The following is a 22,844-nucleotide window of genomic DNA, read 5'->3' as shown; positions in this document are numbered from 1 at the left end:
GCAACCGCAGGGACGTTTGCGCGCGTTGGTTTCGACATGCCTCTCTCGCATGATGGAATGATCGCAACACGACGGAGGATCCGATGACCGATACCAAGACCCCGAAGAGCGCCGGATCCGGCGTGCAGTCGGTGGAGCGCGTCTTCGAGCTCATCGAGCTGGTGACCGACGCCGGCGGCGATGTGACGCTCAGCGAGCTCGCGGCCTCCACCGACCTTCCGCTCCCGACGATCCACCGCCTGCTGCGCACGCTGGTGTCGCTCGGATACGCGAGGCAGTTGCCCAACCGCCGCTACGCGCTCGGACCCAAGCTCATCCGCATCGGCGAAGGAGCCTCCCGGCAGTTCGGCGCCCTCGCGCGCCCGCAGCTCAAGCGCCTCGTCGACGAACTCGGCGAGAGCGCCAACATGGCGGTCCTCGACGGCGACATGGTCGTCTACGTCGCGCAGGTGCCCTCGCTGCACTCGATGCGCATGTTCACCGAGGTCGGCCGCCGCGCACACCTGCATGACACGGGCGTCGGCAAGGCGATCCTCGCCCAGCTCCCGGATGAGACCGTACGCGGCATCGTGAGTCGTGCCGGCATGCCGACGCCGACGGAGTTCAGCCTCGGCTCGATCGACGATCTGCTGGCCGAGCTCGATCGGATCCGCGAACGCGGCTACGCGATCGACGACCAAGAGCAGGAGATCGGCGTCCGCTGCTTCTCGATGGCCGTCCCCGACGCCCCCACCCCGACCGCCGTGTCGGTGTCGGGTCCGATCTCCCGCGTCGACGACGCGTTCGGCGGCCGCGCAGTGCCGCTGCTGCGCCGTGCCGCCGAGGAGATCAGCGCCGAACTCACCGCCTGATCCTGGAGATGTCAGCATGAGCGGACGCATCGCCGTCGTGACGGGCGCGGGTTCGGGTATCGGCCGCGCGGTCACCCGCGCCCTGCTCGAGGCTGATTTCCGGGTGGTGCTCGCCGGTCGCCGCGAAGACGCCCTCCGCGAGACCGCGGACGGGCATCCGCACGCCCTCGTCGTGCCGACCGACGTGACGGTCGAGGCCGAGGTCGAGGCACTGTTCGCCCGCGCCGTGGCCGAGTGGGGGCGCGTGGACCTGCTGTTCAACAACGCCGGCGCCTTCGGTCCATCCGCATCGGCGGCCGAGATCTCGCTCGACGACTGGCAGCGCACGCTCGACGTGAACCTCACCGGCTCGCTGCTGTGCGCGGGCGCCGCGATGCGCGCGATGATCGCGCAGCAGCCGTCCGGCGGCCGCATCATCAACAACGGATCGATCTCGGCACATGTCCCCCGCCCGCTCTCCGTGGCGTACACGGTGAGCAAGCACGCGATCAGCGGACTGACGAAGTCGATCGACCTCGACGGCCGCGCGCACGGCATCTCCTGCGGTCAGATCGACATCGGCAACGCGCGCACCTCGATCATGAGCGAGGTCGGCGCGAGCTCCGGTGCGCTGCAACCCGACGGGTCGCGGCGCGTGGAGCCCACGTTCGACGTGGCGGATGCCGCGCGCGCCGTGCTGTTCATGGCGCAGCTGCCCGCCGAATCGAACATCTCGACGCTGACCATCGCAGCGGCCGGGATGCCGTTCGGCGGGCGCGGCTGACCTGAGCCACTGCCGGCTCAGGTCAGCCGGCTCAGCAGAATCCGGCGACGCCGTCCCACACCCGGTGGTCGGCATCCGCTCCCTCGCGGAGGAAGGATGCCTCGATCAGGCCGTACGGGCGGTCGGCGGCGTAGAACACCTCGTTGGGGTTCTCCAGGCCGAACGGCGACAGGTCCACGACGAAGTGGTGGCTGTTCGGCGTGGAGAAGCGGATCTCGTCGATCTCGCCGTGCGCCTCGAGCACGGCTGCGGCCATGTCGTGCAGCGTGTTCTGCAGCGCGTACGAGTAGTTGGCCGAGAAGGCCTCGAGCAGCAGGCGGCGGACGTCGGCGAACGCCGCGTTGAAGTCGAGGTCGTTGCGGTTGTAGCGCCACTTCGCGGTGACCGAGGTCGCGAGGATGCGATCGGTCGTCTCCTTCAGCGTCGTGTACCGATCCTTCGGGTAGCCGACGAAGCCGCTCTCGGTCGACTTGAGCACCTTGAGGTCGGTCAAGCCGGCGATGATCGTGGTCTGGTCTCCGTCGATCTCGACGAGGGCGGTCCTGGTCTCGGTTCCGCCGCGCACGAACGAGTGGTCGTGGCCCTGTCCGTCGACGTCGATGCGCTCCCAGGTGTACTGGTCGGCCTCCCAGCGACCGCCGGTCACCCAGTCGAACTCGCCGGTGAAGTGGCGGCCGAGACGCAGCAGGTACTCCTCGGGGCTGCCGATGCCGTCCTTGGCGAAGGCGTAGACCGTGTTCTTCTGCGTGTCCGTCGCGACGACGTTCGCGTTGTCGCCGGTGAAGTGGGCGTCGGCGAAGTCGCCCCGCAGCTGCGAGGTGACATTGAGATCCTCGATCTCATGGCGGGCGGTGTCCCGCGTGACGCGGACGACACGGACCTCCGCCTTGCCGTACTGGTTCTTGCCCAGGGTGATGGTCGTCATGTTCTTCTCAGCTTCCTCGGTAAGTGGAATAGGCGAACGGGCTGAGCAGCAGCGGCACGTGGTAGTGCGCCTGCGCAGTGTCGACCAGGAAGGTCAGCACCACCTCCGGGAAGAAGGTGTCCGTTTCGATGCCGGCGAAGTAGGCCGCCGTGTCGAACCGGAGGCGGTAGGCGCCGCTCTCCAGCCGCTCGGGACCGAGTTCTTTCACCCGTCCGTCGGCATCGGTGAGGCCCGTACCGATCCCGACCCATCCGTCGCCGTCTCGGGCCTCGAGTACGACGGCGACGCCGGGCGCCGGGCGCCCGATCGATGTGTCCAGGATGTGGGTGGTCACGTGAGAGACGCTCATGCGCGTGCTCCTTCTGTCTCGATGGCCCCGGCGAGGCGCAGGGCGGCGATCTCGCGCAGCTGCTGGTCGATGACGGCCAGCTCCTGCTCGGGGGTGTTGCCGAGCCGCTGCTGCAGCAGGGCGAGGATGTCGTCGGCCGACCGGCCGGCCGCCCGGACGAGGAAGACGCGATCGAACGTCTCCTCGTAGGCGCGGTTGCCTGCGGCCAGCGCCTCGGCTGCCGCGGCATCGACGCCGGACTGCTCCTTGCGGGCGAGGGCCGCCTCGGCGCTCTCGCCCTGGGCCCGTTCGCCGATGCGCGGGTGATGCGAGAGCGCACCATCGATCTCGTCAGCGGTGAGCGGTGCCGCGACCTGTGCGGCGGCATCCGTCAGCGCGGCGATCGACGCATAGGGCCGGCCGTCGACGATCGCGTCGTACCAGCGGGGAATGTCCAAGGCGGGCTTCACGACACGGACGGCGACGTCGTGCGTACAGGAGTTGAACTCCGTGAGCAACATCTTTGATCCTCAGCACATGCTGGCATCCGGCGCGTAGGACGATACGGATGACACCTCTCCAGGAGAGGCAGCACTTCCGTATGCCGGAACTGTTATTTCAGCATGTGCAACCAGTCTGCGGAATGCCGCAGGAGTTGTCAACCCTCTTCATACACCGAGTTCGGCGCGGAGGCGAGCGACGTGCCCCGTCGGATCGACCCCGTACTCGGCGCGCTGCACGATTCCGTCGGCATCCAGGACGAAGGTCGAGCGGATCACGCCGTCGAACGTGCGCTCCCCCACGGTCTTCTCGCCCCACGCTCCCCACGCGCGCGCCGTGGCGGCGTCGGTGTCGGCGAGCAGCGGGAACGTCAGCCCCTCAGCCTCGGCGAACGCGCGGATGTCCGCGACCTCGTCGGGTGAGATGCCGAGCACCGCGTAGCCGGCGGCAGCCAGCGAGGAGAGGCTGTCGCGGAAGTCGCAGGCCTCGGTCGTGCAGCCCGGCGTCGCCGCCTTCGGATAGAAGTAGACGACGACGTTCCGGCCGCGATAGTCGGCGAGAGCGGTCGTCGCGCCGTCGGCGTCGGACAGGGTGAAGGCGGGTGCGGCGTCACCGGGGACGAGTCGTTCGGTCATGATCTCTCCGTTCAGGGATTCCGCATCGATGATTTCGTATTGCGGAAGTCAGGTTCTGTCTGGCGAAAGTGTACCGCTCACCGCATCCCAGACGGCCGAGGCGACCGCCCGCTTCGTGCCGGAAGCCTCACCCGCGATCGCGCCGCCCGGCCCGAGGACGTGCACGGCGTTGTCGGCGCTCTCGAACCCCCGCTCCCAGCCCACCTCGTTCACGACCAGCAGATCGACGCCCTTGCGCTGCTGCTTGCGGCGCGCGCGGGCGATGAGCTCGTCCTGATCCTCCGGCGTCTCTGCGGCGAACCCCACGATCAGCTGGCCCGGTCGACGCGCCGCGACCAGCGATGCCACGATGTCGGCGTTCTCGACGAGCTCGATCGACGGGATGCCGCCGCTCTCCTTGGTGAGCTTGCGATCGGACACCGCGACGGGCCGGTAGTCGGCGACCGCCGCCGCCATGATCACCACGTCGGCATCCGCGGCGGCATCCGCCATCGCGTCGGCGAGCTCGGCGGCGGATCCCGCCGTCACGATCCGGACGGACGGATGCCGGGCGTCGGCGAGCACGTCACCGGCGATGTTGGCCGCGACGAGCACGACCGAGGCGCCGCGCGCCGCAGCCTCCGCCGCGAGAGCCACCCCCTGCCGGCCGCTCGATCGGTTGCCGAGGAAGCGCACCGGATCGATCGGCTCGCGCGTGCCGCCTGCCGACACGGCCACGCGCAGGCCCTCGAGATCACGCGGAGCGAGCAAGGCCTGCGCCGCCGCGAAGATCTCCTCCGGCTCCGACATCCGTCCCGGGCCGCTGTCTCCGCCCGCGAGCTCGCCGTCCGCCGGGCCGACGATGTACACGCCTCGGCTGCGGAGGGTCTCGATGTTCGCCCTCGTCGCCGGATGGCGCCACATCTCGGCGTGCATCGCGGGCGCGATCAGGACTGGAGCCTCGGTCGCCAGCAGCGTCGTGCCGAACAGGTCGTCGGCGAGGCCTGCCGTCATCTTCGCGATCGAGTTCGCGGTGGCGGGCGCCACGATCACCAGATCGGCCGCCTGACCGAGAGCGACATGGCGCACCTTGGCGACGTCGTCGTGCACGCTCGTGGTCACCGGGTGCCGGCTGATGGCCTCCCACGTGGGAGTGCCGACGAAGCGCAGGGCATCCTCCGTCGGGACCACCGTCACCTCGTGACCGGCCTTCGTGAGCAGGCGCACCAGGTGCACCGTCTTGTACGCGGCGATGCCGCCCGTTACCGACACGACGATGTTCACACGTCCGATTCTGCCCCAGCATCCGCCCCTCCGGGGCACGACCTAGACTGACGTGCGTGTGCACGGTCGTGATCGATGTGGCAGAGGCCGGAAGCGCGCGACTGCTCGCGGTGCGGGACGAAGACCCGGAGCGGGACTGGGACGCGCTGGGGCCCTGGTGGCCCGAGCAGTACCCCGGCGTGATCGGCATCCGGGATCGTCGGGCCGGCGGCGCCTGGCTGGCGGTCGACCCGGAACAGCGTCGGCTCGCCGTGCTGCTCAACCGCGAGGACGTGGGCGGACTACCCCTGGATCGCGCCGTCTCCCGCGGCACGCTCGCTCTCGAGTCCGTCGCCGGGCGGTCACCGGTCGGCCCGCTCCCGATGCACGGGTTCAACCTGCTCGAGGTGCAGCCGGAGGGGGCGCGCGTGCTCAGCTGGGACGGCGCCGCCCTGCGCACGACCGTCATCGAGCCGGGGACGCACATGATCGCGCACGACGACCTCGATGATCCGGGGACACCCCGCATCGCCGCCTGGCTGCCCGAGTTCCGCGCCCTGGGACCCGCGGCGGCGGACGAGGACTGGGTCGACGCGTGGGTCGGCCTGCTCGCGGCATCCGCTCGCCTGTCGCCGGAGGACGATCGCGCGATCATCCGCGACAACCGCCCGCACGGCTACCCGACGCAATCCCTGCTGTACTGCACCGCGGCGGTCACTCCCGACGGCGTCGCGGTGCACGACCGCACTCTTCCCCGCCCCGGTCACTGGTCCTGACGCGAAGCCGCACCACCGACATCACTTGACGTGATGCGGTGGTCGTCATACTCTTTTCATAAAGCAGAACTTAGTTTCCGTATTATGAAATACAAGATCCCGCGCGAGAAGGACCGAGGTGACCACCATGCTGACTCCCGAATTGACACCCGCCGCGGACGATGCGACCGACGAGCGGTCGATCGTCCACATCGATCCCGACTTCTACGTCCCCTCACACGGCGAGCGCGGGAACAGCTACGTCCGCGCGTTCCGCATCCTCTTCCCGAAGGCATCCTGAACGACGACGCTCCAGACGTCGATGGTCGAACTCTCATCGGCCGTCACCGAACGGTGCTCGCGGTGACACATACACTGAACAGATATGAACCTCCCCGGCCACGCCTTCAGCACGACCACCTGGGCCGACGTCGAGCCCACGGTCTATGCGGGCATCACCGGCGAGGCCGTGTGGCGGTCTCAGCAGATCGGTGACACGCGCATCCGCATGGTCGAGTACTCACCCGGGTATCTGGCCGACCACTGGTGCACCCGTGGGCACGTGCTCTTCGTCTTCGAGGGCAGTCTCGATACGGAGCTCGAAGACGGCCGAACGTTCACCCTGAATCCCGGGGAGAGCTACCAGGTCGGCACGGATATGGAGCCGCACCGGTCGAGCACCACGACGGGTGCTCGACTGTTCGTCGTCGACTGAGGGCGCCCGCCGGTGACTTCCAGCTCAGCGCGCGGTTCCACGTTCGCTTCGCGGGCACGTTCGTTTTTGGCAGTACCGCCCTGCCGACACCACACAACGACCGGAACCGTCGTCATGGCCTCCTACGACGCGGCGCCCAGTTTACGTCGCGGCGGCGGATCACACTCTGGCTATGAAAGCCGTGGCCGGACGTTTCGGACGGTGGTTGGCTGGGCGTTGGCTGACGCGCTGTCGCGTGCCAATATGGGGCCGTGCGGATCGTCGGAAGTGTCTCCCTGGCCACCGCAGCCACTCTTATCGGACTTTTCGGCAATCTCATGCTGGGCCTAGCCGGCCTCAGCTTGGCGGGTCCAGGCGTCACGGTCATCGAGTACACCGATTCGGATGATATCGAGCGGGCGATCGGTATCGGGATGGGCATCATCGCGCTTGTGGTCTGGCACGTGCTGCTGCTCTCTGCCGTGCTTGTGGGGCTGCGCGGCGGCCGCCCGACGCGCGCGCGGCGTGCCACGGTATGGATCGTCGTGGGACTGAGCACGGTCCTCGTGCTGGGCACGCTGTTCGTAGTGCTCGCTACGCCGCCTCCCCTCAGCGAGTACCCGCCTCCGGAGTGGAACCGCGCTTAGCCCGCTCAACGGCGTCGCTTACACGGCTGCGTGGAGGCGTCCGCCCGAAAAGTCGAAAGGTACGTCAGGGTCCGGCGCGCAGGGCACGTTCCATCGCCGCCATTACCGACGACCGGTTCGACAAGTAGGCTCACGCCATGACGCGCTCTCGACCTGGTCACCGTTCACGTTGGTTTACCGTGATCCTCGCTAGCGCCTTCATCCTCGCAAGTGCGACCGGTTGCAGCGCATCCGGCGACGTGACCAACAGTGGCTCAACTGAACAGCCCGTAACGGCAACAGAAACCCCGACAAGCGGGGCGACGGCGGAGTCGATCGCAGCCGATGATGAAAGAACCTGTGCGGGAGTGGGCGACGTGCAGACCATCCTGCACAACGTCCAATCCGCGTTCTACAGCGAACGCATGGGACAAGACGAGCTGGACCAGTGGGCGGCCCGTGCTCTTCGGATTCTCCACAACCTCCCTGCCGCTGACGACGGTCAGGTCGCCGACGCCCTCGCCGTCGTGCAGGACGCTGCCACCGAGCCGCAGTCGCTCCTGACGCCCAGCGACATTCTCCTCTCCGCAGAAGAGGGCGCCCCCGGGGCTGAACTCTTAGCAGCGTGCGAAGCCGCGGGGTTCACGGTTGTCACGACCGGGTTCGTCGGAGGGTAACGCACCGGAGGGACCTAGTTGCTTGCAATGCGCCCTCCTCAGTTCGACCGCTAGTACGTGCGGTCGCGACACCAGCCGAAAGCCTCTGCAAGAACCAAGTTCCGGACCCCACTAGCGGCGACCGCCCGGGGAACCGAGTGGTACCGCGCCGCAAGCGATCGTTTCTGGCGGGATCTCTGACCTGCAGATACCCGCGTCGTGTACGACGAGGACGGCTCAGACCTATGTCCTGCCTCGGTGAACGTACGTTTGGCCATCATGGGTTCCCCAGAGGATAGAACTCAGATACAGTTCGCCCAACGCGCGAGAAGTTCAGGGACGAGGAAAAGACATGCGAGCATCGCGAGTGGTCGCTGTGACAGTAGCCGTCGGACTCATGCTCTGGGGAAGTAGCGCGGCCTTCGCTGCACCCCCATCGGCCGGAGTACCGGCCGACATCAAAGAAACCCCATCGGAAGACGGGTCGAAGCTCACCCCCGAAGAAGCTGCGCGCCAAGCCGCTCAGGAACCCTACTCGGCACTAGCCAACCAGGTCTCGCAGATCTCGGCGCAGAGCGACTCGGGGCATGTGGTTTCTGGCAAGATCGAAGTTTCAGCGAAACGATACGCCGTCACCTGGGCTGGCGAAGTACCGCGTGAACTTGCCGACCTGGTTGCCGTAGCAGGGGATCAAGGCATCAACCTTGAGATAGCACGATCCGCCCATAGTCGCGAAGACCTGCTGGCCGCTGCGATGGAACTGGCTCAGGCTGTACCGGATTTCGCTGGAATGAGCGTGTCGCTTGAGGAAGACGGATCCGGGCTGATCGTGACCCCTCCCGTGCGCAATGACGAATCCTCAAAGGAGGCGCTTGCATCCTCGGTTGAGAAGCTTCGTACTCGTGGGATCGCAGTGACCTTCGATACCACCAAGCCTCCAGCGATCGATGCGGGCTGAGCTTCGGACAACAGTGAGCCTACTTCCGCTCAACGATGAAGCTCTCGGCGCAGCCGCCGATGCCCTTCGTGCGAGATAGGGGATCGCCAGCGCGCCTTTAGCTTGCCCCGCCGAATACGCTCACCGAAACCCGTTTTCGGCGCACGTTTCTGGAGTTCGATTCAGCGCTTGTCGGCCCACTATGCCGCAAACGATCGTTTTCGGCAGGCGGAACGCAGAACTCCGGTATGGTCGACGGTTTCGTGCCCGATCGCAGCGCGGTCACCAACGGATGCGCAGAAACTCCGCACGGAGTTTCTCGCCTCGCTCGGGGTTCAGGCTCTCGACCCACGAGATGCGTCCGAGCAGATGTGCACGGAAATCGCCGAGTCGGCGGTGATTCTGTGTGCGCGGACCGTGCACGACGCAGTTGTGGATCGTCGCCTTGAGTCGGTCGTAGTCGTCCCGTGAGACATTCGTTCGCTGGTTGACGACGATTCCGGTCACGCTCTGCCTGACGCCCTGGCGTCGGACCCTCGTTTTGTGCGGGTTGGCCACGTGCCCCTCGTCCGCGATGATCCGCTGCACACCACGGATGAAGGCATCAGGGCGCTTCGCGAGTCTCGGACCGCCGCTGAACGCGAGGTCATCGGCGTATCGCGTGTAGGTCGCATCGACGGCATCCGCCCATCCCGTCAGCCGTGAATCGAGACGCCGGACGGCGAGGTTGGCAAGCATCGGCGAGGAGGGAGCGCCCTGCGGCAGATGACTCGTGGCCAGAGCCCGGCGCAGGGCGAACCGCTCGTCGGATGATCCGCCCGGTGGCATGGCAGCAAGCACGCGCGGAGGAACGGCGTTGGTGCACAGGCCGGTCACGACGTGCGCGACGGGTTCGGACAGTCCCGACTGCCGAAGTGTTCCGTAGATGCGACCGCCCGTCACGCGGGAGAAGAACGTGGTGAGGTCGAGGGATATGACGATGTCGGCCCCCGTGTGGCGCGCGGCCCCAGTGGCCGCGCTGCGACCGGGCATGAAACCGTGGGCGGCATCGTTCACGGCTATGAGGCCGAGTACCCGCTCCAGGAGACCGCGCTGCGCGCGGCGCATCCGTTGCTCCGGGATCTCTAGCAACCTGGGGATCCGCCCGTGCCGTGTGCGCCACTCGTACCGATAGTGGTGCAAGGCCTCTGAGCGTGCGCGCCGATTCCAATGTTTGGTGTCGGCGAACCACTGGAGCCGGCCGATGTCCAGATCGAGCATGGCGGCGAGATCCGGGATGCTGTCGATGCGGGGAAGAGCGCCCGAGGGCGGCTGCGACGCCGATGGACTGACGACGCGGTGGTGGATGCGCAGTGGCGAACGGCGCTCGTCGGCCTTGCGCACCGCTTCTGCAAAATCGGGCGAACGGAGGATCACCGACGTCAGCAGCCGCGGGGCATCGACAGGCGGGCGGGCGAAGGAGGCCAAAACGTCGCCGACGAGCGGAGACAGCCAACGACGGCGCGCTCCCATGACGTACGCGCCGGCCTCGACGAGCTGATCCTTCGCCCAGACCTCTGAGGCGAGGAAAGCATCGGCCAGAGAGGCGGCCACCGACGACGGCAGCGGTCGCGGCGTGCGCCGAAGCACGCGTGAGGCGGTGGAGGGCGCCATCAGAGGGCAGCCGCGGAGCGGGCGCCGGGCGTGCAATGGCCTGCGTACGACTCGTCCATCAGTGCGTGCACCGGTCTGCGCGAAGCGCAGTAAGGCGCCTGCGGCGTTTGTTCCAGGTCAGACTGCGTACCCCGGGGTGACCCCGGAGAGAGCGGAACACATCGTGAACCACTCGCCTCGTCCGCAAGCCATCGCACGGCGCCACGATAGCAAGGAACACCGACGTCCGGATGGCATCGACCGCAGCCCCGGGCGGTCAGGCGACGCCGTTCTCCTCCGGCGCTGCCTCCTCGATCAGCTGCAGCAGCCGGGCCGCGACGCTGACGGCGATCACGGCGGGCTGCTTGCCCGCGACCTCAGGGATGCCGATCGGCGTCACGACCCGCGCCAGGTCGCTCTCGGTCTGGCCGAGCTCCGTGAGCTTCTTGCGGAACCGGGACCACTTCGACGCCGAGCCGATCAAGCCGATCGAAGCGAGATCGGGAGTGCGCAGCGACATGTCGACGACCGCGAGATCCTCGACATGGTCGTGCGTCATCACCAGGACGTGGGAGCCGGCCGGAAGGCCGGCCAGCACGGCTTCGGGCACGGGTGCGAGGGTGGCGTGGATCCGTGCGACGCTGTCGGCGAAGACACCCGAAGCGCCGGGGGTGCCGATCCGCTCCTCGGCGAGCATCTCCGGACGCGAGTCGACCAGGTGCAGCTCGACCTCGTGCCTCGCGAGGATGCGGGCCAGCTCCAGCCCCACATGGCCCATGCCGAAGATCGCGATGCTGGGCGTGACGCGCACCGGTTCGAGCATGATCGTGACCTCTCCTCCGCAGCACTGCACGCCGTACTCGGTGACGGCCTTGTCGCTCAGCGTGAGCACCAGCAGCTCCGGCTCCGCCGTGCCCGCTCGGAGCATCCCCCTGGCGCGTTCGATCGCCGTGGCCTCGAGGTTGCCACCGCCGACCGTTCCGAACACGGCGTCGGGCGACACGACCATCTTCGCCCCGCCGTTGCGCGGCGCATGACCGCGCACCAGGGCGAGCGTCACGATCACCGCGGGCGTGCGCGTGGAGCGCAGCGCCTGCAGTGCATCGACCCAGTCCATGTCGGGTCCCGCTCAGCGGGTGGCCAGGAGTTCCGGTTCGGGTGCCGCGACGGCATCCGCCGCCTGCTGCGCACGGCGCAGGGCCCAGAAGACCGCCTCCGGCGTCGCCGGAGAGCCCAGCTCGACCATGTGCCCCTCGGGCCCGAATTCGCCGACAGCCTGACGGATCGCCTCGCGCGCGCTGAACGCCAGCATGAACGGGGGCTCGCCGACGGCCTTCGAGCCGTACACGGCCCCGTCTTCGCGGGCGTTCTCGAAGAGTCGCACATGGAACTCCTCGGGCATCTCCGAGAAGCTGGGCAGCTTGTAGGTGGATGCAGACTGGGTCTGCAGCCGCCCGCGGTTCGGGCCGTCGCTGCCGTCCCAGCGCAGCTCCTCCAGCGTCAGCCAGCCGACGCCCTGCACATAGGCGCCTTCGATCTGCCCGATGTCGAGCATGGGAGAGAGCGAGTCGCCGACGTCGTGGATGATGTCGACGCGGCGCACGCTGTAGAGCCCGGTGAACTCGTCGACCTCGACCTCGGTCGCGGCCGCGCCGTAGGAGAAGTACTTGAAGGGAGAGCCCTGCATGATCTCCGGGTTCCAGTGCAGACCCTCGGTGCGGTAGTACCCCGCGGCGAACAGCTGCACGCGCTGGAGGTACGCGGCGTTCGCCACCTCGGCGAAGGTGAGCCGCTGCGCGGCGTTGCCGAAGGCCGTCACGTACCCGCCTTCGAAGACGACGTCGCGCGCATCGGCGTTCAGCAGGCGACCGGCGACGTCGGCCATCCGGCCGCGGATCTGCTCGCACGCGTTCTTCACCGCGCCGCCGTTGAGGTCGGTGCCGGAGGATGCCGCCGTGGCGGAGGTGTTGGGCACCTTGTCGGTGCGGGTCGGCGCCAGGCGCACCTGGTGCAGCTCGAGCCCGAGCGCCGTGGCGGCGACCTGCATCATCTTGGTGTGCAGGCCCTGGCCCATCTCCGTGCCGCCGTGGTTGATCAGGACGGACCCGTCCTTGTAGACGTGCACGAGGGCGCCGGCCTGGTTGAAAGCCGCGAAGTTGAACGAGATCCCGAACTTGATGGGCGTGAGCGCGAGCCCGCGCTTGACGTGCGGGCTGCGCGCGTTGAACTCGGCGATCTCGGTGCGGCGCGAATCGACGTCCGCCTCGTCGCGCAGCTCGCTCCAGATCGCGCCCATCCGCGGAGCATCCTTCACGAGCTGGCCGTAGGGGGTGTGGTGACCAGGCTGGTAGAAGTTCTTCTCGCGCAGCTCGAGCGGGTCGATGCCGAGCGCCGGGGCGACGCGACCGAGGATGTCCTCGATCAGGAACACGCCCTGCGGGCCGCCGAAGCCGCGGAAGGCCGTGTTCGAGGCCTTGTTCGTCTTCGCGATCCGGCCGTACGCGTGCACGTTGGGAATCCAGTAGGCGTTGTCGAGGTGGCACAGGGCGCGACCGAGCACGGGCTCGGACAGATCCAGGCTCCATCCGCCGTCGCAGGTGAGCACGGCATCCAGGCCCTGCAGCATCCCGTCGGCGTCGAAGCCGACCTTCCACGAGATGTGGAACGGATGCCGCTTGCCGGTCATCGTGATGTCCTGCGTGCGGTTGAGCCGCAGGCGCACGGGGCGGCCGGTCAGCTTCGCACCGAGCGCGGCGATCGCGGCGAGGCCGTGCGGCTGCATCTCCTTGCCGCCGAACGCGCCTCCCATGCGCAGCGACTGCACCGTCACCTCGCTCGAGGTGATCCCGAGCACGTGCGCGATGATCTCCTGCGTCTCGGACGGATGCTGCGTCGAGCACTGCACGAAGTACTGGCCCTCCGAGTCGCGGATCGCGAGCGAGGCGTGCGTCTCGAGGTAGAAGTGCTCCTGGCCGCCGAACTCGGTGACGCCTTCGAACACGTGCGCGGCGGAGGAGAGGGCGGATGCCGCGTCGCCGCGCTGCACCGTGCGGGCGATGCCCTGGTACGACTCCGCGTCGATCGCGTCCTGCACGGTGATGAGCGACGGCAGGGGCTCGTACTCGACGGTGACCCGCTCGGCGCCGAGGCGCGCGGCCTCCTGCGTCTCGCCGAGCACCCAGACCAGGGCGTGCCCGTAGAACATCGACTCGCTCGGGAACAGCGGCTCGTCGTGCTTGATGCCCGCGTCGTTGACGCCGGGGACGTCGTCGGCGGTGAGTACGCGGACGACGCCGGGCACCTCGTAGGCACCGGAGACGTCGACGGTGACCTTCGCGTGGGCGTTCGTGGACTGCACGGGCCAGGCGGTCAGGACACCGGCGGTGTGGGCGGCGAGGTCGTCGGTGTACATGGCCGCACCGGTGACGTGCAGGGCCGCACTCTCGTGGGCGGCGCGGTGTCCCACGATGGGGTTGGCCGGTCGGTCGGCGAGAGCACTCATGCCGACACCTCCTTCGAGCTGATGACCGTGGAGCTGTACAGCTTGAGCAGCGCGGTGTTGAGCATGAGCGCTCGGTAGTCCGCACTCGCGCGGTGGTCGGACATCGGCGTGCCCTCGGCTCCGAGGATCTCGGAGGCCGCGCGCACGGTGGCGACATTCCACGGCCGGCCGATCAGGGCATCCTCCGCAGCATAGGCGCGGAGCGGGGTGGCTGCGACACCGCCGAGACCGATCTTCGCGGCGGTCACGATCCCGTCCTCGATGTCGAGTGCGAACGCGATCGCGACACTGGAGATGTCGTCGAACCGCCGCTTGGCGATCTTGTGGAACGCGGTCACCGGGGCGAGCGGCAGCGGGATGCGCACCGCGCGGATGAGTTCGTCCGGACGCCGGATCGTCTGCCGATAGCCCGTGAAGTACTCCGACAGCTCGACCTCGCGCTCCCCGTCGGCGGATGCCACGACGAGCTTCGCGCCCAGCGCGAGGAGCGCGGGCGGGCTGTCGCCGATCGGCGAGCCGGTGCCCAGGTTCCCGCCGAACGTGGCGCGGTTGCGGATCAGGCGGGAGGCGAACTGCGGCAGCAGCTGGGCCAGCAGCGGCACTGCGCCGTCGAGGCGCTTCTCGATGTCGGAGAGCGGGAGTGCCGCGCCGATCTCGAGCACGTCATCGGTGTGATGGAGGGTGCGGAGCTCGTCGAGCTGCTCGATCGCGATGACGAGCGGCGCCCGGCGGCCACGGATGTTCACCTCGACGCCCCAGTCGGTGGAGCCGGCGACCAGGAGGGCGTCCGGCTCGTCGCGGAGCAGGCGCAGAGCCTCGTCGAGGGATGCCGGGCGGAGGAAGCGCGACCCGTCGACCTCGGCATCCGTCGGGACGGCGACCGGAGCCGGAGCCGCGAGCCGCTGCTGCAGCGGATCGTCCGCTTCGGGGTCGCCGAGCGTGTAGGCGGCGTCGCGGATCGGCCGGTACCCGGTGCAGCGGCAGAGGTTGCCGCTGAGAGCGTGGAGGTCGAACCCGTTCGGGCCGTGCTCCGCGTCGTGCGAGGGGATCCCGTCGTCGTGCCCGGTGCCCGCCTGTGCCGGCGTGGTCTCGGTGGGTGTGCGTTCGGACCGGTAGTACTCCCCCGCCATGCTGCAGGCGAAGCCGGGCGTGCAGTAGCCGCACTGCGAGCCGCCCGCCTCAGCCAGCTTCTCCTGCACCGGATGCAGGGCATCCGGAGACCCGAGGCCTTCGGCGGTCACGATCTCCTGACCGTTGAGCGCATACACCGGCACCAGGCAGGCGTTGACCGGAGTCCAGGCCGTGCCGCCGTCGGGCGTCGGAGTGGCGAGCAGCATCGCGCATGCCCCGCACTCCCCCTCCGCGCAGCCTTCCTTGCTGCCGGAGAGCCCGGTGTCGCGCAGCCAGTCCAGCGCGGTCGTGTGGGCGGCGGTTCCGTCGAGCGGGCGGACCTGTCCGTTGACGTTGACGACGATGTCGCTCATGGTCGATCTCCTCCTACAGCTCTCCTGCCGCCGGTCACCCGGCGAGCAGCCCCTCGATCGGTCCGCGCACGAAGTACAGCGCGAAGCCGACCGCGACGACCCACATCAGCCAGTGCACCTTGCGCGCACGCCCCGAGAGGGTGTTCACCAGGGTCCAGGCGATGAAGCCCACGCCGATGCCGTTGGCGATCGAGTACGTCAGCGGCATCGTCACGATGGTGAGGAAGGCGGGGAGCGCCACGGCGAAGTTCGTGAACTTGATCTCCTTGATCTGCGCCATCATCATCGCTCCGACCACGACGAGCGCTGCGGACCCCACCTCGATCGGCACCACCAGCGTGAGCGGGGTGAAGAACATCGAGAGCAGGAAGAGCACGCCGACCACGACGGAGGCGAGTCCTGTGCGGGCTCCCTCGCCGATGCCGGAGGCGCTGTCCACGAACACGGTGTTCGACGAGGTCGAGGTGGCACCGCCGGCGACGGCGCCGAGGCCCTCGACGACGAACGCCGAGCGCAGCCGCGGGAACGTGCCGTCCTTGTAGGCGAGTCCGGCGTTCTTCGCGAGGCCGGTCATCGTGCCCATCGCGTCGAAGAAGTTGGAGAACACGAGGGTGAACACCAGCATGGTGGCCGCCAGGGCGCCGATGCGACTGAACGAGCCGAAGAGGTCGAACTGGCCGATGAGCCCGAAGTCGGGGATCGTCATGAACGAGGCCGGGATCTCGGGGATGGTCATGTGCCACCCGTTCGGATCCTCGAAGCTCGGTCCGAGCTTGAGGAACGCCTGCGCGATGATCGCCACGACGGTCGCCGCGACGATGCCGATCAGGATGCCGCCGGGCACCTTGCGGGCGACGAGCACGCCGATGATGAGCAGGCCGAGCAGGAAGATCAGCGTCGGGACCGAGGTGATCGATCCGCCGTCGCCCAGCTGCACGGGCGGGCCGCCGGGGGTGCGGTTGACGAAGCCGGAGTCGACGAAGCCGATGAAGGCGATGAACAGGCCGATGCCGACCGTGATCGCGGCCTTGAGCGGTGCGGGCACCGCATTGAAGATCGCTGTTCGGATGCCGGTGGCCCCGAAGAGCACGATGAGCACGCCGTTGATCACGACGAGTCCCATCGCCTCCGGCCAGGTCACCTGGCCGACGACCGAGACGGCGAGGAACGAGTTGATGCCGAGACCCGCGGCGAGCGCGAACGGGAGGCGGGCGATCAGGCCGAACAGGATCGTCATGACGCCGGCGGTCAGGCCCGTGGCGGCGCCGATCTGCGCGGCCTGCAGGGCGTCGCCGGTGACGTCGTCGACGCCGCCGAGGATGAGGGGGTTGAGGATGACGATGTACGCCATCGTCACGAACGTGACGATCCCGCCGCGGATCTCGCGCCCGAAGGTCGACCCGCGCTGGGTGATCTCGAAGAAGCGGTCGATCCGGTTACGGGGTTCGGCGTCGACGGTCGTGGTGGCCCCGGTGGGCAGCGGAGGGTGCACCGCCGCGGGGGTGGCTCCGGTCTCGGGCTCGTCCGGCAGGAAAACTGATGAAGACATCTTCGGCTCCGATCGTCGTTCGGGTCAGTAGTCGACTCGGGTGGACGTGGTGCTCCACTCCGTGAACGGAGCGATGCGCGCGGTGGGCGGAAGGGGCTCCTGCGCGACCGGCATGATCGCCCTGTCCTCTTCACCGCCTTCGAAGTAGCGGTAGAACACGGCGTCGTCGAATCCGGCGTCGGCGGCGTCGTTCCGATCGGCGGCGAAGTACACGCGATCGACGCGCGCCCACAGCGATGTGGCGAGGCACATCGGGCACGGCTCGCAGCTGCTGTAGAGCACGGCGCCGGTGAGGTCGAAGGTGCCGAGCCCCTGACAGGCGGCGCGGATCGCCGTGACCTCGGCGTGCGCCGAGGGATCGAGGTTCGCGGTGACGCGGTTCACGCCTTCGAAGACGCGGCCGTCGGCCGTGACGACGATGGCGCCGAACGGGCCGCCCTGGTTGCGGACGTTGTCGGTCGCGATGGCGACGGCGCGGGCGAGATACTCGGCCGGAGTCGATCGAAGGCCGGTTTCGGGCATAGCGGTACTGGTCATGACGGAGAGCTTCCTTGCTGTCGTCGCAGTGATACGGCTTATCTGGTCGGGCCTTGATCAGGCCGTTCCGCGAGATATACGTCGAACCGCTAGGTTGTGCTGCTTCCTGCCCGGAGGCCTCTGTTGAGGTTCGGGCTGGGAACGACTGTAACACCGGATCCGCTGCGCGTCCAGCCTTTCGGAATCTCTCTTCCACCATGCGAAATGATGGAAGGTCGGGTCAGGCTGCCGGAGCCTCCTCCTCGTCCGCACAGGAGAAGCGCGTCCGATAGGCCGTCGGGGTGAGGCCGAGCACGCGGGCGAAGTTCTGCCGCAGCACGGCCGCCGAGCCGAATCCGCACTCGTCGGCGATCTGCTCGAGGGGCAGATCGGTGCGTTCCAGCATCCGCTGCGCGTGGATGATGCGCTGGCGCGCGAGCCAGGCTGCGGGGGTCGCCCCGTACTCCGCCTTGAATCGCCGGGCGAACGTGCGCGGCGACATCAGCGCCTTGGCCGCGAGCTGATCGACGCCGAGCTCGTCACGCAGGTGCTCGACGGCCCAGTCGGCGACCGCGGCCAGCGAGTCGCTGGCGACGACGGGGATCGGACGGTCTATGAACTGGGCCTGACCGCCGTCCCTCTGCGGTGGTACGACCATGCGTCGGGCGATGCGGTTGGTGAGATCGGCGCCCAGCTCCTGACGCAGCAGATGCAGACACGCGTCGATGCCGGCGGCGGTGCCCGCACTGGTGATGATCTTGCCGTCCTGCACGAACAGCACGTCGGGGTCGATGTCGATCTGCGGGTACATCTCGGCCATGACGTGCGAGTACATCCAGTGCGTGGTCGCCTTTCGCCCGTCGAGAACCCCCGCGGCGGCCAGGATGAACGAACCGCTGCAGACGCTCATGACCCACGCGCCGCGATCGACGGCGTGGCGGGCGACGTCGAGCAGGAGCGGATCGATCTGCCCCCAGTACGCACGCGGAACCGGGCAGAAGACCACGAGGTCGGCCTCGTACGCGAAGGACAGGTCGTGCTCGACGTTGACCGAGAAGCCGATCTTCGACTGCACCACCCCGGCCCGGGGCGCGACGATGCGGAAGTCGAAGTTGGGCACGCCGTCGTCGGAGCGGTCCAGACCGAAGGCCTCGCAGGCCACTCCGAATTCGAAGGGCGCGAACCCGTCCTGGATCACACAGGCGACCGTCTTCATCAGTTCTCCCGGGTTTGGCAGTTTTCCAACGCTGTTAGTCTTTTCTGCCACTCGTGGCAGTCACGCAGCGAACGTAGTGTTTCTGCCATGGTACTCCTCATCGCACTCATCGCCCTCTCGGCGTGGGCCGCCATCGCGACCGTCGTCGAACTCCGCCGCGACGGTTACCGTCGCACCCCCACCGACTGGAGCCGCGTCACCGGTCGCGACGTCCATCAGGAGGCGCAGTCCACGCACGTCTACCGCTGAGACGGAACTCGCGTCACGGTATCGTCAGGTCATGATCCCGCTCGACAACCTGCTCGCGTTCGCCATCGCCTCTGTCGTGATCATCGTCATCCCCGGCCCGAGCGTGCTCTTCGTCATCGGTCGGTCACTCTCGCTCGGCCGCCGGGCGGGCGTGCTCAGCGTCGTCGGAAACGCCCTCGGGACCGTGCCCGCCGTCGTGGCGGTCGCGTTCGGAGTCGGCGCGATCGTCTCATCATCGGTCATCGCCTTCACCGTCATCAAGATCATCGGCGCCGCATATCTCGTGTGGCTCGGCATCCAGGCCATCCGCCACCGCCACGATCACGTGGCGAACACCGGAAGCGGTCCGGCATCCGCAGGGAAGCTGCTGCGCCAGGGGTTCATCGTCGGGGTCACCAATCCGAAGACCATCGCCTTCTTCGTCGCGGTGCTCCCCCAGTTCGTGGCGCCATCCGCCGGTCCTGCCTGGGCGCAGCTGCTGCTCCTCGGTCTCACGTTCCAGCTGCTCGCACTCGCGTGCGACAGCGTCTGGGCGCTGGCGGCGGGAACGGCACGCACCTGGTTCGCACGCTCACCCCGTCGCATGTCGACCCTCTCCGGCACCGGCGGCGTCATGATGATCGGCCTCGGCGGCACGCTCGCACTGACTGGCGCCAAGAGCTGACCATCGGCGGCCCCGAACGCGATCCTCACGCGAGCGCACACCCGGCGACTACGCTCGACCTCATGAGCGAACCGCAGCAGCCTCCTGTTCCGCCATCCGCACAGCCGAACCCCGCCTTCCCCCCGGCGCCTCCCGCGCCGCATCTGCCTGCCGCGCCGCAGTACCCGGCAGCCCCGCAGTACTCCGCAACCCCGCAGCAGCCGACGGCTCCGCAGTACCCGGCAGCTCCGCAGCACCCCGCCGCCCCGCAGTACTCCGGCGCGACGCAGCCCCCCGGCGCTCAGCCCGGGTACCCCGCCTATCCTGCCGCTCCGAAGCCCGCAGGCCCCGGCAACCCGCTCGGTCGCACCGCATTCCTCATCGCGGTGATCACCGCCGGCCTCAGCCTTCTCGTGTCGCTGTTCACGCCGTTCCTCTACATGTCGACCGGTGGTTTCGAGGCCACGACCGTCATCTCCGGCATCCTCGGCGTGGTCAGCCTGCTCGGCTACGCCGCCGCGCTGGTGCTCGCGCTCATCGCCGTGAAGCGTCAGGGATCGCAGCTGCTCGTCGGCATCGCGATCGGCATCGCCGGCGTGGGGCTGCTCGGCCTCGTGATCAGCTTCGTGTCGTCGACCTTCTACCGCTTCTTCTGAAGATCGGCGGCGGCGCTCAGCGACCGGCGAGCACGCGCTCGTAGACGCGGATCATCGCCGCGGTCCGCGAGGACTGCCGGAACGCCTCCGCGACCTCCGGGACAGGAGTCGGTGCCGTCCCGGCGGCGATGTCGGATGCCGCGCGTCGCAGCGTCTCGGCGAGTGCGTCTGCGCGCCGTGCCTCGCGTTCGCGACCGGTCGCGGTGGCGCCGGCATCCGGCACCGCCCACAGCCCGCCGCTGAGTTCCGCGGCGATATCGGGGTCGCAGATGACCGACGGCGTGCCGAGGGTCGCCGCCTCGAACGGCGTCATCCCCTGCGTCTCGAAGCCGATCGACGTCTGCACGAGCGCGTCGGCCGCGGCGATGTGCTCGAGAGTCTGCGCGTAGGTGAGCCGGCCGGCGAAGCGCACGCCTGCTCGACCCGCGACGATCTTCTCGGCCGCGGCACGCTGCGCTCCCCCGCCGATGATGTCGAGCTCGGCATCGACGCCGGAGGCCACGAACGCCTCGAGGAACGGCAGCAGCCGCTTCTCCGGGCTCATCCGTCCCAGCCAGACGAAGCGCGGGCGACCGGGCTCGCGCTGGGCCGGCGCCGCGGCGAGCGTGTCATCGCGCAGGTCGTCGTCGATGCCGTTCCAGACGACGTCGACCGTGTCGAACACGTCGTGCTGCTCGAGGCGTCGGGCGAAATGGGTCGACGGCGCCGTCACGGCCGAGGCGCCGGCGGCGAGACCCCGGAGGAAGGCCCAGCCGTCGCTGCCCGCGACCGTCTCGCCGACACCGCGCAGAGCGGTGCGCCGCCACGCGTTGAGGATCCCGAGCACAGGGCGGTGGAACGGCGTGACCGCGGCGAGGCCGACATCGACGCGGTTGTGCATCGTGTGCACGACCGGGATGCCGTGACGCGCGGCGTAGCGGTGGCCGATGAAGGCTCCCCAGAAGTCGGCCTGCACGTGCACCAGGTCGACCGCGGGACGGCGAGTCATCGCGCGATCCAGGAACCGGTCGGTCCCCCGCCCCGGCCAGCTCATCGAATACTCGCGGTCAACCGTGATCGGCACCGACGGCAGGTCGACGTACGCCGGGTTCTCGCTCAGCCGGGTCGCCGAGCCCCTCGAGGTGTGCATCCGGGGCGCGACGACCGTCACCGTGTGCCCGGCCCGTTCCAGGAACTCGCGCTGCAGCCGCATCGACACCTGCGCTCCGCCGAGGGAGTCGAGGTGCTGATCGCCGAAGAAGACGATGTGCATGTCGCGGTGCCCGTCTACTCGGGCAGCGGCTCGTCGCGGTACAGCGCTTCGAAGGTGTCGAGGGTGCGGTTGATGTCGTGGATCGCGACGCCGTCCAGCGAGGCCCGCTGCATCCGCTCGTATTCCGCCGGCGAGGCCGTGAGCACGTCGGTCAGACGCGCCGCGAGATCGTCGACGTTGCCCGGCTCGAACAGGTGGCCGTTCTCGCCGTCATGCACGAGGTGCGGCAGGGCGACGGCATCCGCGGCGACGATCGGCAGCGCCGAGGCCATGGCCTCCATGGTCGCGATGGACTGCAGCTCGGCGATCGAGGCGATCACGAAGAGGCTCGCGCGCGACAGCAGCGCGCGGAGGTCCTCGTCGGTGGTGCGGCCGTGGAAGGTGACCCGGTCGGCGAGACCGAGCTGGGCTGCGAGGCTCTCCAGCTGCTTGCGCTGGTCGCCGCCGCCGACGATGTCGAATGTGGTGTCGAGGGCGGGGTCGAGCTTGGTCATCGCCTGCAGGATGACCTCCACCTGCTTCTCGGCGGTGAGACGGCCGACGAAGACGATGCGGTTCTTCTCGCGCGGGGCGATCACGGGGGTGTACTGCGTGCGGTCGATGCCGCAGCTGACCGGGATGACACCCTGCACGGCGACCGTCTTCTCGAGGAAGTCTGCGGCACGACGGGTGGGCGTGGTGATCGCGCGGGTCAAGTCGAAGGTGCGCTTGGCATCGCCCCACGCCCATTTCAGCACCAGGTCGTCGATGAACTTCGGCATGGTGGTGTGATCGAGGATGTTCTCGGCCATGACGTGGTTGGTCGCGATGACCGGGATGCCGCGCTCACGGGCGACGTGTGCCAGCCCGCGGCCGATCACGATATGCGACTGGATGTGCACCACATCGGGCTGCACGCGGTCGAGCACGACCCGTGCATAGTGCTTCGAACGCCACGGCCAGACGAACCGCAACCAGTCGTGCGGGGGCCAGCGCACCGACGGCAGCCGGTGCAGGGTCATCGGCTCACCCTCGATCACCTCGGTGCGAGGCTGCGCGCGACGGTAGGCCTGGTTGGGGGCGGAGACGTGCACCTCATGCCCGCGCTGGACCAGCCCCGCGGCGAGGCGCTCGGCGAAGCGGGCGGCGCCGTTGATGTCGGGCGCGAACGTGTCGCACCCGATCAGGATCTTCAGCGGACGGGGCGGGGTCCCCGCTGCGTTCGTCGGATCGGAGGAAGAGGAAGACATTCT

Annotated in this window: 25 protein-coding genes; 11 read left to right on the top strand and 14 right to left on the bottom strand. The window is 68.5% G+C overall.

The window, feature by feature from the left end:
- The first annotated feature begins 83 nt into the window (after positions 1-83).
- Both ABS642_RS16730 and ABS642_RS16725 read left to right on the top strand, forming a co-directional pair.
- Positions 84-851, top strand: a complete 768-nt coding sequence (locus tag ABS642_RS16730) for an IclR family transcriptional regulator (RefSeq protein ID WP_282215663.1) — start codon at positions 84-86, stop codon at positions 849-851.
- 16 nt (positions 852-867) lie between these two features.
- Positions 868-1,614 carry an SDR family oxidoreductase gene (locus ABS642_RS16725; RefSeq protein ID WP_350351003.1) on the top strand — a complete coding sequence of 249 codons (747 nt, stop codon included), beginning with the start codon at positions 868-870 and terminating at the stop codon, positions 1,612-1,614.
- A gap of 31 nt (positions 1,615-1,645) precedes the next feature.
- On the opposite strand, the gene pucL is transcribed toward ABS642_RS16725, so the two are convergent.
- The 5 genes from pucL to coaBC form a co-directional block, all read right to left on the bottom strand.
- Entirely contained in the window at positions 1,646-2,539 is an 894-nt protein-coding gene (gene pucL, locus ABS642_RS16720; protein WP_350351002.1) for a factor-independent urate hydroxylase, read from the bottom strand.
- Positions 2,540-2,546: 7 nt separating this feature from the next.
- Complete coding sequence (uraH, locus tag ABS642_RS16715; RefSeq protein WP_282215660.1) at positions 2,547-2,888, bottom strand: hydroxyisourate hydrolase; 342 nt, start codon at positions 2,886-2,888, stop codon at positions 2,547-2,549.
- Positions 2,885-3,388 carry a 2-oxo-4-hydroxy-4-carboxy-5-ureidoimidazoline decarboxylase gene (gene uraD / locus ABS642_RS16710; protein WP_350351001.1) on the bottom strand — a complete coding sequence of 168 codons (504 nt, stop codon included), beginning with the start codon at positions 3,386-3,388 and terminating at the stop codon, positions 2,885-2,887. The genes uraH and uraD overlap by 4 nt, the downstream gene beginning before the upstream one ends.
- 147 nt (positions 3,389-3,535) lie before the next feature.
- Entirely contained in the window at positions 3,536-4,003 is a 468-nt protein-coding gene (gene bcp, locus ABS642_RS16705; protein WP_282215658.1) for a thioredoxin-dependent thiol peroxidase, read from the bottom strand.
- A 48-nt stretch (positions 4,004-4,051) separates the two neighbouring features.
- Positions 4,052-5,266, bottom strand: a complete 1,215-nt coding sequence (coaBC, locus tag ABS642_RS16700; RefSeq protein ID WP_350351000.1) for a bifunctional phosphopantothenoylcysteine decarboxylase/phosphopantothenate--cysteine ligase CoaBC — start codon at positions 5,264-5,266, stop codon at positions 4,052-4,054.
- Positions 5,267-5,322: 56 nt separating this feature from the next.
- Here coaBC and ABS642_RS16695 point away from each other — a divergent pair, with 56 nt between their 5' ends.
- From ABS642_RS16695 to ABS642_RS16670, 6 genes are all read left to right on the top strand, one after another.
- Positions 5,323-6,021 carry an NRDE family protein gene (locus ABS642_RS16695; protein ID WP_350350999.1) on the top strand — a complete coding sequence of 233 codons (699 nt, stop codon included), beginning with the start codon at positions 5,323-5,325 and terminating at the stop codon, positions 6,019-6,021.
- A gap of 127 nt (positions 6,022-6,148) precedes the next feature.
- A complete protein-coding gene (locus ABS642_RS16690; RefSeq protein WP_350350998.1) occupies positions 6,149-6,301 on the top strand; it encodes a hypothetical protein in 153 nt (50 codons plus the stop codon).
- Between the two features lie 84 nt (positions 6,302-6,385).
- A complete protein-coding gene (locus ABS642_RS16685; RefSeq protein ID WP_350350997.1) occupies positions 6,386-6,715 on the top strand; it encodes a DHCW motif cupin fold protein in 330 nt (109 codons plus the stop codon).
- 251 nt (positions 6,716-6,966) lie between these two features.
- Positions 6,967-7,341, top strand: a complete 375-nt coding sequence (locus ABS642_RS16680) for a hypothetical protein (protein ID WP_350350996.1) — start codon at positions 6,967-6,969, stop codon at positions 7,339-7,341.
- Between the two features lie 404 nt (positions 7,342-7,745).
- Positions 7,746-7,997, top strand: coding sequence for a hypothetical protein (locus tag ABS642_RS16675; RefSeq protein WP_350350995.1), 252 nt, complete (start codon positions 7,746-7,748; stop codon positions 7,995-7,997).
- Positions 7,998-8,328: 331 nt separating this feature from the next.
- Positions 8,329-8,934, top strand: coding sequence for a hypothetical protein (locus ABS642_RS16670; RefSeq protein WP_350350994.1), 606 nt, complete (start codon positions 8,329-8,331; stop codon positions 8,932-8,934).
- 261 nt (positions 8,935-9,195) lie between these two features.
- Here ABS642_RS16670 and ABS642_RS16665 read toward each other — a convergent pair whose 3' ends face one another.
- The 7 genes from ABS642_RS16665 to ABS642_RS16635 all read right to left on the bottom strand — a co-directional run bounded on the left by ABS642_RS16665 (position 9,196) and on the right by ABS642_RS16635 (position 18,812).
- Positions 9,196-10,566, bottom strand: a complete 1,371-nt coding sequence (locus tag ABS642_RS16665) for a reverse transcriptase family protein (protein WP_350350993.1) — start codon at positions 10,564-10,566, stop codon at positions 9,196-9,198.
- A 256-nt stretch (positions 10,567-10,822) separates the two neighbouring features.
- Positions 10,823-11,662: a xanthine dehydrogenase accessory protein XdhC gene (xdhC, locus tag ABS642_RS16660; RefSeq protein WP_350350992.1), complete on the bottom strand. Its 840-nt coding sequence runs from the start codon at positions 11,660-11,662 to the stop codon at positions 10,823-10,825.
- Positions 11,663-11,674: 12 nt separating this feature from the next.
- Entirely contained in the window at positions 11,675-14,047 is a 2,373-nt protein-coding gene (gene xdhB, locus ABS642_RS16655) for a xanthine dehydrogenase molybdopterin binding subunit (protein ID WP_350350991.1), read from the bottom strand.
- Complete coding sequence (locus ABS642_RS16650) at positions 14,044-15,531, bottom strand: FAD binding domain-containing protein (RefSeq protein WP_350350990.1); 1,488 nt, start codon at positions 15,529-15,531, stop codon at positions 14,044-14,046. Before ABS642_RS16650 ends, xdhB begins: the two co-directional genes overlap by 4 nt.
- A gap of 34 nt (positions 15,532-15,565) precedes the next feature.
- Positions 15,566-17,080 (bottom strand): NCS2 family permease, encoded by a 1,515-nt coding sequence (locus ABS642_RS16645; RefSeq protein ID WP_282215644.1) that lies wholly within the window; start codon positions 17,078-17,080, stop codon positions 15,566-15,568.
- 24 nt (positions 17,081-17,104) lie between these two features.
- Entirely contained in the window at positions 17,105-17,617 is a 513-nt protein-coding gene (locus tag ABS642_RS16640; protein ID WP_243408775.1) for a nucleoside deaminase, read from the bottom strand.
- A gap of 220 nt (positions 17,618-17,837) precedes the next feature.
- Positions 17,838-18,812 carry a helix-turn-helix domain-containing protein gene (locus ABS642_RS16635; RefSeq protein ID WP_282215643.1) on the bottom strand — a complete coding sequence of 325 codons (975 nt, stop codon included), beginning with the start codon at positions 18,810-18,812 and terminating at the stop codon, positions 17,838-17,840.
- An 87-nt stretch (positions 18,813-18,899) separates the two neighbouring features.
- Here ABS642_RS16635 and ABS642_RS16630 point away from each other — a divergent pair, with 87 nt between their 5' ends.
- The 3 genes from ABS642_RS16630 (at position 18,900) to ABS642_RS16620 (ending at position 20,360) form a co-directional block, all read left to right on the top strand.
- The gene (locus tag ABS642_RS16630) at positions 18,900-19,061 is read left to right on the top strand and encodes a hypothetical protein (RefSeq protein WP_350350989.1); all 162 of its coding nucleotides are present in this window, start codon (positions 18,900-18,902) and stop codon (positions 19,059-19,061) included.
- Positions 19,062-19,092: 31 nt separating this feature from the next.
- The gene (locus ABS642_RS16625) at positions 19,093-19,725 is read left to right on the top strand and encodes a LysE family translocator (RefSeq protein ID WP_350350988.1); all 633 of its coding nucleotides are present in this window, start codon (positions 19,093-19,095) and stop codon (positions 19,723-19,725) included.
- A gap of 62 nt (positions 19,726-19,787) precedes the next feature.
- Positions 19,788-20,360: a hypothetical protein gene (locus ABS642_RS16620; protein ID WP_350350987.1), complete on the top strand. Its 573-nt coding sequence runs from the start codon at positions 19,788-19,790 to the stop codon at positions 20,358-20,360.
- A 16-nt stretch (positions 20,361-20,376) separates the two neighbouring features.
- Here ABS642_RS16620 and ABS642_RS16615 read toward each other — a convergent pair whose 3' ends face one another.
- Both ABS642_RS16615 and ABS642_RS16610 read right to left on the bottom strand, forming a co-directional pair.
- On the bottom strand, positions 20,377-21,612 hold the full coding sequence (locus ABS642_RS16615; protein ID WP_350350986.1) for a glycosyltransferase: 1,236 nt from the start codon (positions 21,610-21,612) through the stop codon (positions 20,377-20,379).
- A gap of 14 nt (positions 21,613-21,626) precedes the next feature.
- Positions 21,627-22,841 (bottom strand): glycosyltransferase, encoded by a 1,215-nt coding sequence (locus tag ABS642_RS16610; protein WP_282215638.1) that lies wholly within the window; start codon positions 22,839-22,841, stop codon positions 21,627-21,629.
- Positions 22,842-22,844: the final 3 nt, after the last annotated feature.

It is taken from the genome of Microbacterium sp. A8/3-1, from assembly GCF_040267695.1.
Taxonomy (GTDB): Bacteria; Actinomycetota; Actinomycetes; order Actinomycetales; family Microbacteriaceae; genus Microbacterium; species Microbacterium luteolum.
The sequence above is the reverse complement of the archived record's forward strand: the minus strand, read 5'-3'. Positions and strand labels throughout refer to the sequence as shown.